General features: G+C 69.0%; 15 protein-coding genes and 1 pseudogene. 10 read left to right on the forward strand and 6 right to left on the reverse strand.

Going from position 1 to position 12,785, the window contains the following annotated elements:
- Positions 1 to 97: 97 nt before the first annotated feature.
- Positions 98 to 520, forward strand: coding sequence for a GNAT family N-acetyltransferase (locus ACFTE1_RS08955; RefSeq protein WP_380762682.1), 423 nt, complete (start codon positions 98 to 100; stop codon positions 518 to 520).
- A gap of 387 nt (positions 521 to 907) precedes the next feature.
- Here the strand turns inward: ACFTE1_RS08955 and ACFTE1_RS08960 are convergent, their stop codons facing one another.
- Positions 908 to 1,687, reverse strand: coding sequence for a deoxyribonuclease IV (locus tag ACFTE1_RS08960; RefSeq protein WP_380624653.1), 780 nt, complete (start codon positions 1,685 to 1,687; stop codon positions 908 to 910).
- 562 nt (positions 1,688 to 2,249) lie between these two features.
- Between ACFTE1_RS08960 and ACFTE1_RS08965 the strand changes: the two genes are divergently transcribed.
- Positions 2,250 to 3,020, forward strand: coding sequence for a DUF3105 domain-containing protein (locus ACFTE1_RS08965; RefSeq protein ID WP_380624501.1), 771 nt, complete (start codon positions 2,250 to 2,252; stop codon positions 3,018 to 3,020).
- 40 nt (positions 3,021 to 3,060) lie between these two features.
- Here the strand turns inward: ACFTE1_RS08965 and ACFTE1_RS08970 are convergent, their stop codons facing one another.
- The 3 genes and pseudogenes from ACFTE1_RS08970 to ACFTE1_RS08980 all read right to left on the reverse strand — a co-directional run bounded on the left by ACFTE1_RS08970 (position 3,061) and on the right by ACFTE1_RS08980 (position 4,767).
- Positions 3,061 to 3,678, reverse strand: coding sequence for a HEAT repeat domain-containing protein (locus tag ACFTE1_RS08970; RefSeq protein ID WP_380624503.1), 618 nt, complete (start codon positions 3,676 to 3,678; stop codon positions 3,061 to 3,063).
- A 343-nt stretch (positions 3,679 to 4,021) separates the two neighbouring features.
- Positions 4,022 to 4,090 (reverse strand): annotated as a pseudogene (locus ACFTE1_RS08975) (MerR family DNA-binding transcriptional regulator); the annotation flags it as partial.
- A complete protein-coding gene (locus ACFTE1_RS08980) occupies positions 4,084 to 4,767 on the reverse strand; it encodes a HEAT repeat domain-containing protein (protein WP_380624505.1) in 684 nt (227 codons plus the stop codon). The gene ACFTE1_RS08980 and the pseudogene ACFTE1_RS08975, both read right to left, overlap by 7 nt.
- Positions 4,768 to 4,875: 108 nt before the next feature.
- Between ACFTE1_RS08980 and ACFTE1_RS08985 the strand changes: the two genes are divergently transcribed.
- Positions 4,876 to 5,358: a hypothetical protein gene (locus ACFTE1_RS08985; protein ID WP_380624507.1), complete on the forward strand. Its 483-nt coding sequence runs from the start codon at positions 4,876 to 4,878 to the stop codon at positions 5,356 to 5,358.
- On the opposite strand, the gene ACFTE1_RS08990 is transcribed toward ACFTE1_RS08985, so the two are convergent.
- On the reverse strand, positions 5,318 to 5,950 hold the full coding sequence (locus ACFTE1_RS08990; protein WP_380624509.1) for a TetR/AcrR family transcriptional regulator: 633 nt from the start codon (positions 5,948 to 5,950) through the stop codon (positions 5,318 to 5,320). The genes ACFTE1_RS08985 and ACFTE1_RS08990 overlap by 41 nt on opposite strands.
- 187 nt (positions 5,951 to 6,137) lie before the next feature.
- On the opposite strand from ACFTE1_RS08990, the gene ACFTE1_RS08995 reads away from it, so the two are divergent.
- From ACFTE1_RS08995 to ACFTE1_RS09010, 4 genes are all read left to right on the forward strand, one after another.
- Positions 6,138 to 6,590 (forward strand): VOC family protein, encoded by a 453-nt coding sequence (locus tag ACFTE1_RS08995; protein ID WP_380624511.1) that lies wholly within the window; start codon positions 6,138 to 6,140, stop codon positions 6,588 to 6,590.
- Between the two features lie 117 nt (positions 6,591 to 6,707).
- On the forward strand, positions 6,708 to 8,036 hold the full coding sequence (locus ACFTE1_RS09000; protein WP_380624513.1) for a replication-associated recombination protein A: 1,329 nt from the start codon (positions 6,708 to 6,710) through the stop codon (positions 8,034 to 8,036).
- Positions 8,036 to 8,545 (forward strand): mycothiol transferase, encoded by a 510-nt coding sequence (locus ACFTE1_RS09005; RefSeq protein WP_380624514.1) that lies wholly within the window; start codon positions 8,036 to 8,038, stop codon positions 8,543 to 8,545. The genes ACFTE1_RS09000 and ACFTE1_RS09005 overlap by 1 nt, the downstream gene beginning before the upstream one ends.
- Before the next feature lie 81 nt (positions 8,546 to 8,626).
- Positions 8,627 to 9,049, forward strand: a complete 423-nt coding sequence (locus tag ACFTE1_RS09010) for a hypothetical protein (RefSeq protein ID WP_380624515.1) — start codon at positions 8,627 to 8,629, stop codon at positions 9,047 to 9,049.
- Positions 9,050 to 9,122: 73 nt separating this feature from the next.
- Here ACFTE1_RS09010 and ACFTE1_RS09015 read toward each other — a convergent pair whose 3' ends face one another.
- Entirely contained in the window at positions 9,123 to 9,587 is a 465-nt protein-coding gene (locus ACFTE1_RS09015) for a hypothetical protein (protein ID WP_380624517.1), read from the reverse strand.
- Between the two features lie 170 nt (positions 9,588 to 9,757).
- Here ACFTE1_RS09015 and ACFTE1_RS09020 point away from each other — a divergent pair, with 170 nt between their 5' ends.
- The 3 genes from ACFTE1_RS09020 to ACFTE1_RS09030 all read left to right on the forward strand — a co-directional run bounded on the left by ACFTE1_RS09020 (position 9,758) and on the right by ACFTE1_RS09030 (position 12,749).
- A complete protein-coding gene (locus tag ACFTE1_RS09020; protein WP_380624519.1) occupies positions 9,758 to 10,300 on the forward strand; it encodes a hypothetical protein in 543 nt (180 codons plus the stop codon).
- A 140-nt stretch (positions 10,301 to 10,440) separates the two neighbouring features.
- Positions 10,441 to 11,121 carry a YcnI family copper-binding membrane protein gene (locus tag ACFTE1_RS09025; protein WP_380624521.1) on the forward strand — a complete coding sequence of 227 codons (681 nt, stop codon included), beginning with the start codon at positions 10,441 to 10,443 and terminating at the stop codon, positions 11,119 to 11,121.
- Complete coding sequence (locus tag ACFTE1_RS09030; RefSeq protein WP_380624523.1) at positions 11,121 to 12,749, forward strand: copper resistance CopC/CopD family protein; 1,629 nt, start codon at positions 11,121 to 11,123, stop codon at positions 12,747 to 12,749. The genes ACFTE1_RS09025 and ACFTE1_RS09030 overlap by 1 nt, the downstream gene beginning before the upstream one ends.
- Positions 12,750 to 12,785 lie beyond the last annotated feature (36 nt).

A 12,785-nucleotide genomic window follows, 5' to 3' on the forward strand; every position in this document is an offset into this window, starting at 1 on the left:
GGAGCGATCCGGCCCTGGCGAGCGGGTGACATCATGTTGGACTTCGGTCGCCGGAAACTCAGGTGTGTTAGGCATGGCCGGCTGTTACTGTGTCCCGGTGAAACACGGGATGTTCATCAAACGCGCGACGAGCATGGCTGATATCCGGGCTGCGGAGGCGGCGTTCGACCAGGAAGTCATTCCACAGGCCGCACAACGGTTTCTCGACGAACCCGGTCACCATATTCTGGTCGCCTTCGACGGCGAGAGGGGTGTCGGTTTCATTTCGGGTGTGGAGACCACTCACCCCGACAAGGGCACTGAGATGTTCCTGTACGAGCTCGGCGTCGTCGAGTCGCATCAAGGTCAGGGCGTCGGGCGTTCTCTGATCGAGGCCCTCTCAACGCTCGCTCGAGAGTGTGGATGTTTCGGGATGTGGGTCCTCACCGAGCGCACCAATCGGGCTGCTATGGCCGCCTACCAGGCAGCGGGTGGCACCGACGCGGGTGATTCAGTGATGATCGACTGGCAATTTCGCTAGGAGCCGTCGAGGCTCGAGTTGGCCGTGTCGCGTTCTGGTTCGTCTTCTTGCTTCGTTGTCCAGGGGATGGCGCGCCCGGCGACGTCCATGGGCATGGCCAACCGAAACCGCTGCCGGCGAGAGTGATCGCCTGGTTCGGCCTGAAGCTGGGGATCGTCGATTTCGGGCCGCGGGCGCAGCGGTCGTGGAGTGCTTGCTGAACGTGCCCCGACCGGCCGTCCCATTCGGAGCCGCGGGCATGGGCGCAAGTCCGAGAGGCGCCGGGGCGTGTTCGATCCGGTGTGTGCGGTGATCATGCCGGTGAGGTTCTCGTGGCCTCTACGACCGGTCGGGAATGGGGCGACGATGGTTCAAGGCCGGGCGGTGTGGTCGATGGATGGGGTTTCCCTATGTCGGCGAGCGCAGTCGTTTGGCGTAGGCGACGTCCGGTGCGTGTGGGACGGGAGTTTCGACGACCATGGGCACGGTGGCGAGTGCGGGGTTGGTGATGATGTTGCGCAGTGCGTGTTCGCCGATGGTGCCGTGTCCGAGTGTCTCGTGGCGGTCGCGGCCTGATCGGTGCGGGTCTTTGCTGTCGTTGAGGTGGATGAGGTCGATGCGGTCGGGTCCGATGGTGTCGGTCAGTTCGGTCAGTGCTTTGTGCAGTGCGTCGGCGTCGTCGAGTGTTTCGCCGGCGGCGTGGAGGTGGCAGGTGTCGAGGCAGAGTCCGACTTCGGGGCGGTCGATGGCGTGGAGGTATTCGGCGGTGCTTTTCAGGGTGGAGGCGGTGGCGTTGGCGGCGCCGGCGGTGGGTTCGACGAGGAGTCGGGTTTTTTGGGGTGTGTCTTCGAGGACGGTGGCGTAGGCGGTGGCGAGTCGTTCGAGGGCGGCGGGGCGGTCGCCGTCGATGGAGGATCCGGCGTGGACGACTACTCCTTGTGCGCCGATTTGTTCGGCGGCGGTGAGTGTGGTTTTGAGTGTCGTGATGGATTTTTGGAGTGTGTCGGGTTTGGGTGAGGCGAGGTTGATCAGGTAGGCGGCGTGTACGAAGACGGGGAGGTTTTGGGTGGAGCATCGGTGGCGGAACTGGTCGGCTGTTTCTTGGTCGATGCGGGGTGGTGCCCATCCGCGTGGGGATCCGAGGAACACTTGGATGACTTCGGATTCGGTTTCCGCTGCTTCGGCCAGGCTGCGGCGGACTAGGCCGCCGGAAACCTATACGTGTGCGCCGATGGGCGGTTGGTGGTCCATGTGGTCGTTTCTCCTTGGTTCATAGTCGCCTCTGGGAGGTGCGGTGTCAGGGTACTCCCCTGTTCGGTGTCTCGTGGCGGGTCGGGATGCGGTGTTGGTGTTCGGTGTGGAGCGTTGGGGGCCGGACCGGCTTGTTCGGGTCTTAGGGTTGGCCTTCGCGTGGGCGGCAGGGGCAGTCTTCGCCGGTGGTTGAGGCGCGCGGTTCGGCGGATTTCAATCTTGGGGCAGGAGTCGCCGTTCCCGTCGGGGTCTCGGTGCCCGGCCTTGCCGATAATACGACCTCATATAGTACTATGCATTCTAGTACATTGGTGTTCGGCCGTTTCCCGTCGGCCGGCCCGGTGGTTCGACGCCTTCTGCTTCGGACGGGCCGCTGTCCGGACGGAGAGGTGAGGCGTGGAGGTCGGTGCGAGGGGGCACCGACCTGCTCGGCGAGCGCGCGCACCGTCCCGTTCGCCGACCGGCCATGACCGACGATGATTGAGGTGTCCACCCCAGTATGTCCGCATCCAAACGAGCGCGCCGATCGAGATCCACCGTCCACCGATCCCGGCCTTGGGGGCTGATCGTCACCTTCTCGGTGATCGGCGTCTTCGCCCTGGGTATCGTCGGCGGTGCGGTCTGGCTGGTCGGCGACGCCAAGAAGCCGCCCGAGGGGTTGGAGAGTTTCCTGGGGGGATATGAGTACTCCACCGAGCTGCGCTTGGCCGTGGAATCGGGTGAGGTGGAGGTAGACGACCTCGAGTACCCGCAGGTCGCGCAACGCACCCACGTCCAGGAGGGAACCTACGTCGATTACGGCAGCGAGCCGGCCGTCGGCGGCGACCATTACGGCCAGTGGCAGAACTGTCAGGGCCGGGTCTACGACGGTGCGGTGGACACCCGCAATGCCATCCACTCGCTCGAGCACGGCGCGGTGTGGATAGCCTACGACCCCGAGCGGCTCGATCAGGACGAGGTCAATAAGCTCGCGTCCTACGTCCAGGGCCGCGACTACACCTTCATGAGTCAGTACCCGGGCATGGAGCGGCCGATCTCGTTGCAGGCGTGGGGGCTGCGCCTGACCGCTGAGGAGTCCGGCGATGATCGCATCCTCCAGTTCATCGACAGGTTCGCCCAGGCCGAGGACAACTCCATGGAACCCAACGCGACCTGTTCGGGCGGTGTGAACACCACGGCCGCGTCCCCGATGCCCGAACCTCCCTCCGAGGATGTGACGCCGGAGGACGAGGGCGGCAAGGCCGCCGAAGACCAGTCCGAGGGCGAATAGGCGGGCGGCACGTCTTCTCGTGGAGACCGACCGGTGCGTATTAGGGTTCGGTGTCGTCTCGGGGTGTGTCGCTTGTTCGTTGTTCGAGTGCCCTCGCCAGGGCCGTCGCGGTGCGGGCCACGGTCGTGTCGGGGTCGTCGGCCATGCGGTGCAGGGCGTCTATGGCGGTGGCGGTGGGCATTTCGGTGAATGCCTGGACCAGGCGCAGGCGTGCGGGCCCGTCGGTGTCCGGTGCGGTGGACCGGTCGGTCAGCAGTGTCGTGATCGCGGCGGCCCGGTCGGGGTGTCGGGCCAGTCTTCCGAGGGTCTCGGCGGCTTCGACGTCGTTGAGGCCTTCGACGATCATGGTGACCAGTACCGGTATGGCGTCGCTTCTCCCCCGCGCGCCCAGTGCCATGGCGGCGTGGCGGCGCACGGTCGCGTCGGGGTCGTCGAGTGCGGCTGCCAGGAGCGGGGTGGTCTCGTCGGTGGGGAGGCGGGTGAGTGCCTGCACGGCCCGGCGTCGGACGTCGGGGTCTTTGGCGTTGAGGCCGGTGGTGAGGGTTTCGGTGACGTCGGGTTGGGCTCGTGCCAGTGCCCAGGTGAGGGCGCCGGCGACGTGGGGGTCGGTTTCGGTCAGGAGCGCTTCGGCCAGTAGCGGGGCGGGTTGTTCCTTCACCGATAGTGCGGTCTGTTGGCGGCGTGCGGCGTCGGGGGAGGCGAGGCCGCGCAGCAGCGCGGTGATGGCGAGGACGTCGTCCCATCGGTCGGGGTCGGTCTCGTCGACGGCGCGGAGTCGTTCGAGTAGTTCTCGTTCGCGGTTCAGTCGTTCTTCGCTTTGGTGTATGAGGTCGCCGATGAGCTCGGTCGGGGTGAATCCGGGGTCGTCGAGGACGTTTCCTATCTGACGCAGGGACAGTCCGAGGGTGCGTAGGCTTTCGACGTGGAAGATCCGTTGGATGTCCTCTGGGGGAGTATTCGCGGTAGCCGCCGGTGGTGCGGCCGGTGGGCCGCACCAGTCCGAGCTTGTCGTAGTGTCGGAGCATGCGGGTGCTCACGCCCGAGCGGCGGGCGACGTCGCCGATCAGCATGCGGTTCCGGCGTCGTGTCGGCCTCCGAGGGCGACGACGCGTTTGGCTTCGGCGATGGCCAATTCGAAGCCGGCCTCGGGGTCGTCGAGGAGCCGTTCGGTGGCGGTGGCGTGTGCGTAGAGGACCGGGTCGTCGGTCGTCTCGGCGGCGTGGAGGGCCGGCAGGGCCGCCTCGCCGAGTGCGGCGAGGGCACGGCTGAGGCTCAGTTGCGTCTCGCGCCCGCCGCGGCCGAGTTGTCGGGCCAGTTGCGCGGCCAGGTGTTCCTTCTGGTCGTCGGGTACGAGGGCGACGGCGGCGCGCCATGCGCTGCGGGCGACTTCGTCGTCGGCGTCGTGCAGTAGGGACGGTGTGATGGCCGGCCATGCGCTGGTGTCGGCGATTTTGGAGAGGGTGTGCAGTGCTTGGCTGCGGGCCTGGGGGTGTTCGGATCGCAGTTCCTCGCACAGGGCCGGGAGGGTGGCCTGAGCGGGGAGTCGGGTGAGCGCCCAGGTGAGCATGTCGCGTACGAAGAGGTCCGGTTCGATCGCGCATCGGGTTATGAGGGTCTCGGTCAGGGCGGGGTCGGCGTCGGTGCCGGCGGCGAGCGCGGCGTTGAGTCGGGTCGAGGGGTTGTCGGCGGCCAGGGCGGCGTGTGCCGGGTGTTGCGGGTTCGTGTGTGTCGTGTTGATGGGAACCACCTCCGGGTTTCAGTTAACACCTTGTCACCGTGTCAGGGTCAACTGTTCGCGTCGATGGGTTCGGTGCCCGTGTCGGGTCGCGGTGGTGGGCGTAGGTATGTTCGCTTTATGGCTGAGAGATCTGTTTCTGTTCTTGGCGTTAGCGTGGCTGTGGCGGGGGCGTTTGTGTACGCGGCCGGTTTGCAGTTGCCGTTCTTCGCCTATGGGCGTGAGGCCGGGGAGCGGTTGTCGTACGGGGATTATCTGGATTTGGTCGCGGCCAGTGGGGAAGGGTCGGGTTCGGTGGTGTTGTTGCCGGTTCTGCTGGTGGCGGTGGCCGCGGCGTCGTTTCCGAGTCCCGGGGTGGCGCGTGCGGCGGGTTTGGCCGCTGTGCTCGCTTCGGTGGTGGGTGTCGGGTCGCTCGTCGGGTCGGTGTTGGTGGCGCGCTCGGAGTGGTTCCTTCGTGCCGGTGACGGTTTCGCGGTTCCGGCCGGTCCCGGGTTCTATCTGCGGGTGGCGGGGGTGCTCGCGCTCGGGGCGGGGGCTTTGCTGCTGTGTCGTGGCCGGGGGTTCAGGGGGCCGGTTCGCGCAGGACGTCGGTCAGGCGGGTGATGTAGCGGTCCCAGGCGCGGCGGGAGTCGGGGGTGTCGGTGGCGCCGCCGGTTTCGGCCCAGGGTTCCACTATGCCGATCAGTCCGCCGCTGAAGGCCGCTACCAGGAGGTTCACGGTGAGCGGGTCGGTGTCGGGGTGGCGGTGGGCGATGGCGGCGGACATGCGTTGGGTGAACAGGGTCAGGGAGTCTCGCATGAGGACCGCTCCGCGGACTTCGGCGCGGTCGTCGTCGCCGTCGAACACTTCGATGAGGTAGGCGATGGTGGGGACGAGGTTGTCGCCCGAGGCGGTGGCGGCGAGGTCGTCGAGGATGGTGCTCTTCTCACGCGCGGGGTTCATCGCCTGTGCCCGCATGTCGTCGACGACGGTGGTGAGCATGCGTCCGGCCACGGTGGTGACCACGTCGTCGAGGGAGGTGAAGTGGTTGAAGATCGTGCGGCGGGAGATGTCGGCGGTTCGGGCGAGGTCGTCGACGGAGAAGTCGGTGCGGCGGCGCTGTTCCATGAGCTCGGCGGCGGCGGTGAGGATCGCCTCGCGGCTTCTGGTCCTCACGCTCGAGCGGCGGTCTTCGGGCCGGGGTGTCGCTTCCATGGAGGCGACGTTATGTGCACCGGTGCACTGAGTACAACACTATTATGCCGCCGGTCACCATTGTGGTCCTCGGTGGGGCCGGGCGGGGAAATCGGCGAACGGGGCGAGGAGCGCGCCGGGCTGTGTTTGACTGGTCCCGCCAGGCCGGCCCAGGGGCGCCGGCACCGCAGCCGAGGAGGATCGCCGCATGAGCCACGCGCAACCCGTCCCGGAGGGCGTTCCCCGGGTCACGCCCTATCTGATCGTCGACGGCGCCGCCGCGGCCATCGAGTTCTACGCCGGGGTCTTCGACGCCGAGGAGAGCCTGCGCATCACCGAACCGGACGGCAGGGTCGGCCATGCCGAACTGCGCCTGGGCGAGGCGGTGATCATGCTCGCCGACCAGTTCCCCGACATGGACATCCTGGGGCCGAAGACCATCGGCGGCACCGCCGTGATCGTGCACGTCTACGTCGCCGACGTCGACGCCGTCTTCGCCCGGGCGCTCGCCGAGGGGGCCACGGCCCTGCGCGAGGTCCGCGACGAGTTCTACGGCGACCGGACCGGCAGTTTCGAAGACCCGTGGGGGCACCGGTGGAGCGTCGCCACGCACGTCGAAGACGTCACCGAGGAACAGCTGCGCGCCCGCGCCGCGGAGTAGACCTGACAGCGCGCGGAGATCTCGGCGCCGAGGACGGTGTCGGTGCCTGTCGGCACTATGGGCCTCACAGCCGCCTCCTCGCAGTGAGGGAGCCGCGATCGATGTGAGGACCGCCTGATGAGACCGACCGACCCGGCCTTGCCGCTGTTCGGAGACCGGCCGCGGCGACCGCTGGCCGACCGCCTGCGGCCGCGATCGCTCGACGAGGTCGTCGGCCAAGACCACCTGCTGGGCCCCGACGCGCCGATCGGGCGGATGGTCGAGCGCCGAGACCTGGCCTCGATGATCCTGTGGGGCCCGCCCGGATGCGGCAAGACCACCATCGCCCGACTCCTGGCCCAGCGCACCGACCTGTATTTCGAACCGCTCTCGGCGACGTTCTCCGGAGTCGCCGACCTGCGGAAGGTCTTCCGCGCCGCCGCCGAACGCCACCACACGGGCCGGGGCACGATGCTGTTCGTCGACGAGATCCACCGCTTCAACCGCTCCCAACAGGACAGTTTCCTGCCCTATGTGGAGGACGGCACGGTCGTCCTGGTCGGGGCGACCACCGAGAACCCCAGTTTCGAGCTCAACGGCGCGCTCCTGTCGCGCTGCCGGGTGTTCGTCCTCAAACGACTCGACCAGGCGGCCCTGGAGACCCTCGCCGCCCGGGCCGAAGAGGCGGAAGGACGCCCTCTGCCGCTCGAGGACACCGCCCGCACCGCCCTGACGGCCATGGCCGACGGAGACGGACGCTACCTGATCAACATGGCCGAGCAGCTCCAGGCACTGCCGGCCGACACCGGCCGACTCGACACCGCCGGCCTGGCCCGGCAAGTCCACCGACGCCCGCCGGCCTACGACAAGGACCGCGAAGGCCACTACAACCTCATCTCCGCGGTGCACAAGTCCATGCGCGGATCCGACCCCGACGCGGCCCTCTACTGGCTGTCGAGGATGCTCGAAGGCGGCGAGGACCCCTTGTACATGGCCCGCCGGCTCGTCCGCTTCGCCACCGAGGACGTCGGCCTGGCCGACCCGCGCGCCCTGGAGCAGGCGCTCGCCGCCTGGGCGGCCTACGAGCGCCTGGGCTCACCCGAAGGCGAACTGGCCATCGCACAGGCGGTCGTGTTCCTGGCGACGGCACCGAAGTCCACCTCCGTCTACCGGGGGCTGGGCGAGGCCCGCCGGCGAGCGCGGGAGACCGGTTCGCTCACACCGCCGGCGAACATCCTCAACGCTCCGACGCGGCTGATGAGGGATCTGGGTTACGGTGAGGGCTACGTGTACGATCCCGACACCGCCGAGGGGTTCTCCGGCGCCGACTACTTTCCCGACGGCATGGACCGTGAACGGTACTACCGGCCGACCGCCAACGGCGAGGAGGACCGGGTCGGGCGGCGGCTGCGCCGGTGGGAGGCGTTGCGTGAGAAGCGAGGGGACGAGGGAGAGGAACAGGTGTAATGGACGTGGGCGAAGTATTCGAGGACGCGTTCTCCCGTGTGGCCGAAGAGGTCCACGCGGTGGTGGAGGGCCTGTCGATAGAACGGCTGGAGGCCCGGCCGGGACCCGGCGCCAACTCGATCGCCTGGCTGGTGTGGCATCTGACGCGCGTGCAGGACGACCATGTCGCCGACGTGGCCGGCAGGCGACAGGTGTGGACGGCAGAGGGATGGCACGAGCGGTTCGCCCTGCCGCTGCCGGCCGAGGACACCGGTTTCGGGCACACGTCGGCCGAGGTCGCCCGCGTGAGCGGACTGTCGGGCGAGCAGTTGACCGGATACTACGACGCCGTGCACGCCCGGACGGTGGACTACGTGCGGACTCTGGCTCCCGACGACCTCGACCGTGTCGTCGACACGGCCTGGGATCCGCCGGTGACGTTGGGAGTGCGGTTGGTGAGCGTGATCGGCGACGACCACCAGCACGTCGGCCAGGCGGCCTATGTGCGAGGCCTGTTGGAGGCCCGATAAGAGACCGGCCGGGGTGGGCGTACGAGACGGGCCGCGAGCGCTCGACGTACGCGTCTTAGGCCACGAACGGGGGAGGGAACGATGGACTGGACACCGACGGTCGTCGCCGCGCTGCGGCGCCAGTTCGTCATTGAGGAGACCGACAGGCCCGCAGAGTTCACCGTGACCGCCGTGGACGGCCGGGCTCTCACACGCCGTCCCCGCCTGGTGCTGCCGGCCGGCGTCCTCGCTGAGTTCCTCCGGAACCTGGCCGCCGACGCCGATATATGCGAAGGCATGGACGACGCGGTGGGCATGGTCGGGGTCTTCGCCGAAGAGTCCCTCTGCTCCCTCTCCGGCCCCACCGTCACCACCCTGGGCGTACACCGCGACGCCGACGGTACGCCGGCGTGGTTCGATGACGCCGAACCGCTCCCGGCACCGACGGTGGCCGCCCCGGGAGCCTACGCGTGGCAGGCCCATCCTCCGGACGGTTCCCACGGCCCCGGCGCGGCCGAAATCTAGAGGCCCCTTACGGCGGGTGGTGGTAGGCGCAACGACAGAACCGAACGAACGCGCCGGCTGGTGGCCGTGCCGCTCAGTCGCGGGCCTCGGCCGGGTCGCCTCCCCCCGGAGCGGAAGCCGGGACCGGGCAGGAGCGGGCGTTGCGCAACCGCGCTCGCAAGGCCCAGGCCAGGAACCCCATCCCGGCGACGGCGAGGACCGGTTGCAGGGGCGCGAACCAAGTGAGCGCCCCGGACGTTCCCAAAGCGAGCACGACGAGCTTATTGCACACCGGGCAGCCGATGGCGAACCAGGCGAGGAACCCGCCCCCGGCGCCGGCGGCGCCGCCTCGGGGCATGGCGGGGTCGACGTAGGTGGCCGTGAGGAGCCCGGCGAGGACGGCGGTGGCGATCCAGACGGGATAGTTCCACCATTCGGGAGCGATCATGCGGTCGAACACGGGATTGGGGATCAGCGCGGTTGCCGCTCCGAGGAGGAGGGCGGACAGTGCCGTGGCGCCGAGGGCCACGGCCCATTGGCGGGTCTTCCATTGGCGCATGGCGTCGGACCTTCTATGTGGTGCCTGTGGGGCGGGATCGAGGCTACCCGGAGGCCTGGGGTGGCCGGTAGTCCGCGGAAGCGGCGGGTAGGCGTTTATGAGGATTCTAAGCGCGCTGCGGGGCTGCATGAGGCACAAACAGTAAAGTATGAGAACATTTAATTGTGTATGTGGGTTTCGCGCCGATCCGACTGCTGCGAGCAGGAGTCTTCACCGCCGCCTGCACGACCGTATCGGCCGCCTTCCACGTCGCCGCCGGCGGACACCTCAGCGCCACACCCGTAACGATCACCGCCGCCGCCCTGGTCGCCGCGCTCGCCTTCGCCGCCGCCGGCCGCCAGAGAGGCCCCGCGGCCATCCTCGCCAGCTGCGCGGGCGCCCAAACGCTGCTCCACATCCTGTTCAACCTCCACTCCCCCGCACCACACCCCGGCCACCTCGCCCCGTCGGCCGGAATGATCCTCGCCCACACCGCCGCCCTCACCATCACCGCCGCCTGGCTCCACCGCGGCGAAACGGCCCTCGCCCTGTTCTGCGACCTGATCAGAGCCCTGTTCGCCACCCTGACCCGCCTACCCGAAACCGCCCCGACCACCCCGCCGCGACAGCGCCCCGCACACCCCGACTCACGACCGAACTCACGCCCCCGCTCGACCCTGCTGGCCGACGCCCGCCCACAACGCGGGCCACCGACATGTATCGACCATTCCTGAGCCGCCCCGACAAGACGGCCTGAAACCACACCACGACCCCGCGACCATGACGCGGGGCGGGCCACCACGCCCAAGTCAATCCATACATGTCACTCCATGGCCACCATTGCGGTGGTCGACGACCCAGACAGGACACGACCATGAACCACACGACCAAAACCCTCCTCACCCGCACCGCCATCATCGCCCTCACCACCACCGCCGCACTCGCCGCCCACACCGCCCCCGCACACGCCCACGCCACCGTCACCACCGACAACACCGAAGCCGGCACCTACACCGTCCTCACCTTCAGCATCGCCCACGGCTGCGAAGGCCAACCCACCAACGAAATCACCATCCACATCCCCCAACCCGTCCAATCCGTCTCCCCCACCGTCAACCCCGGCTGGAACATCGAAGAAATCCCCACCGACAACGACGACGAAACCACCCCGCGCACCGGCGAAATCCGCTACACCACCGACACACCCCTCCCCGACGGCCACCGCGACACCTTCGAACTCTCCCTCAAAATCCCCGAACAGACCGCCGGACAAACCCTCCACTTCCCACTCGTCCAAACCTGCACCGACGGCGAACACGCCTGGATCCAAATCGCCGAAGACGGCCAAGACCCCCACGACCTCGACGAACCGGCACCCTCCATCGACGTCACCGCCCCCGGCGACGACACCGCACACGACGAGACCGCAACGAGCGACAACACCGCCGAAGAGGACTCCTCGACCGGCGCGTGGACCTACACCGCGCTCGCCGTGGGCACGGCCGGCCTCGTGCTGGCCGGTGTCGGTCTGGTGCGGGGACGCCGGGAGTCGTGATGGCGTCGCTTGTCGCGCCGCGAGGGCGGGCGGTCCTGGCCGCCGGGGTGCTGGTCGCCTTCGCGGTGGCGGTGTCGGTGGGGGTCTCGTCGGCGGCGTGGGCGCACGCCTCGCTGGTGGCGAGCGATCCGGAGGACGGTGCCGTTCTCGATCGGGCGCCGGGTGAGGTGACGTTGCGGTTCACCGAGCCGGTGAGTCCGGTCGACGGGGCGGTCGGCTTGGTCGACCAGGACGGTGACGAGGTCGCCGTGGAGGTGGAGTCCGCCGCCGATGTGGTCGTGGTCGTCCTGCCGCCGGATCTCGGCGAGGGCGGTTACGCGCTGACCTGGCGGGTGGTCTCGGCCGACTCGCATGTCATCTCCGGTGTGGTCGGTTTCGGCGTCGGCCGTGCGGCTCCCGACCCGGCGAGCGGTGAGGAGACGTCCCGGAGCGCTCGGGTCGCCTCCGCGGCGGTGGGGGCGGTCCATTACGCGTCGCTGTTGGTGTTCGCGGGTCTGGTGCTGTTCAAGAACGCGATCGCCCGGGGCCTGTGGCCGGGCCGCGAGCGTCATCGCCTCCTGCGTCTGGCGGGGGTCGTGGCCGTCGCCGCCGCTGTGGCGGCGGTGGCCGTCGGTGCGTGGGAGACCTCGGGTTCGGGCGACGTCTCCGCGTGGGTCTCGGCGTTCGACGGGGCCGCTCTCGCCGTGGCGGTGGCGACGTTCGTCGGCGTGGCCCTCGCCTACGGGGCGCATACGCGTCTCACAGGCCGGCTGCGAGCGCCGGTGGCGCTCACTGCGGCGGGGGTGGCGGTGGTTTCTCCGGTGTTGGCGGGCCATTCGCGGGTGTTCGAGCCGGCGTGGTTGATGGTCGCGGCGGACGTGGTGCATGTGGCCGCGGCGGCGACGTGGGTCGGCGGCCTGGTGGGTGTGGGCGTGTTGTTGCGTCTGGCGCGCCGGGGCAGCGGTGCGGGTTCGGTCGGTGCGGCGGCGGTGGTGGCGCGGTTCTCGGTGTGGGCGGGGGCGACGGTGGCGGCGCTGGGTGTCAGCGGCGTGGTGATGGCGGTGGTGATGCACCGCGACTGGGGGTCGTTCGCGGCCTCGGACCATGGCCGGGTGTTGGCGGCCAAGCTGGCGGTGGTGGCCGTGGCGGTGGGGGTGGCGGCGTGGAATCGTTTCGTTCTGGTGCCGGTGGTCGCCGGGGGCGGTCGGGGCGGGCTCGCGCGTTTGCGGCGGGTCATGGCCGGTGAGCTGGTCGTGGTGTTGGCGGCCGTCGGGGTGACGGGTGTGCTGGTGCATGTCAGTCCGGCCGGCGGTGGGGCGGGTGAGTCGGTGGTCGTCGAGCGGGTCGAGTTGGGTTCGGGGGCCGTGGAGGTGGTGGTGGAGCCGGCTTCGCGCGGGGTGAACTCGGTGGTGTTCGACTTGGTCGACGCGCAGGGCGATCCGCTGGTGCCGGTGTCCGATCCGGTGGTGCGGGCGTCGCTGCCGGAGGAGGGGTTCGGTCCGGTCGACCTGGGGGTCGAGGCGCTCGATGCGGGTTCGTACACCGCGCGGGCGGATCTGCCGTTGGCCGGGGTGTGGGAGTTGGTGTTCCATGTGCGGGTGGGCGAGTTCGAGCACCATATGGCGACTGTGGAGGTCGAAATCGCGTGATGGGGCCGCCCCGGGCGGGGCGGCCTTCTGCGGGCG

This window comes from Salininema proteolyticum (genome assembly GCF_042685645.1).
Taxonomy (GTDB): Bacteria; Actinomycetota; Actinomycetes; order Mycobacteriales; family Micromonosporaceae; genus Salininema; species Salininema proteolyticum.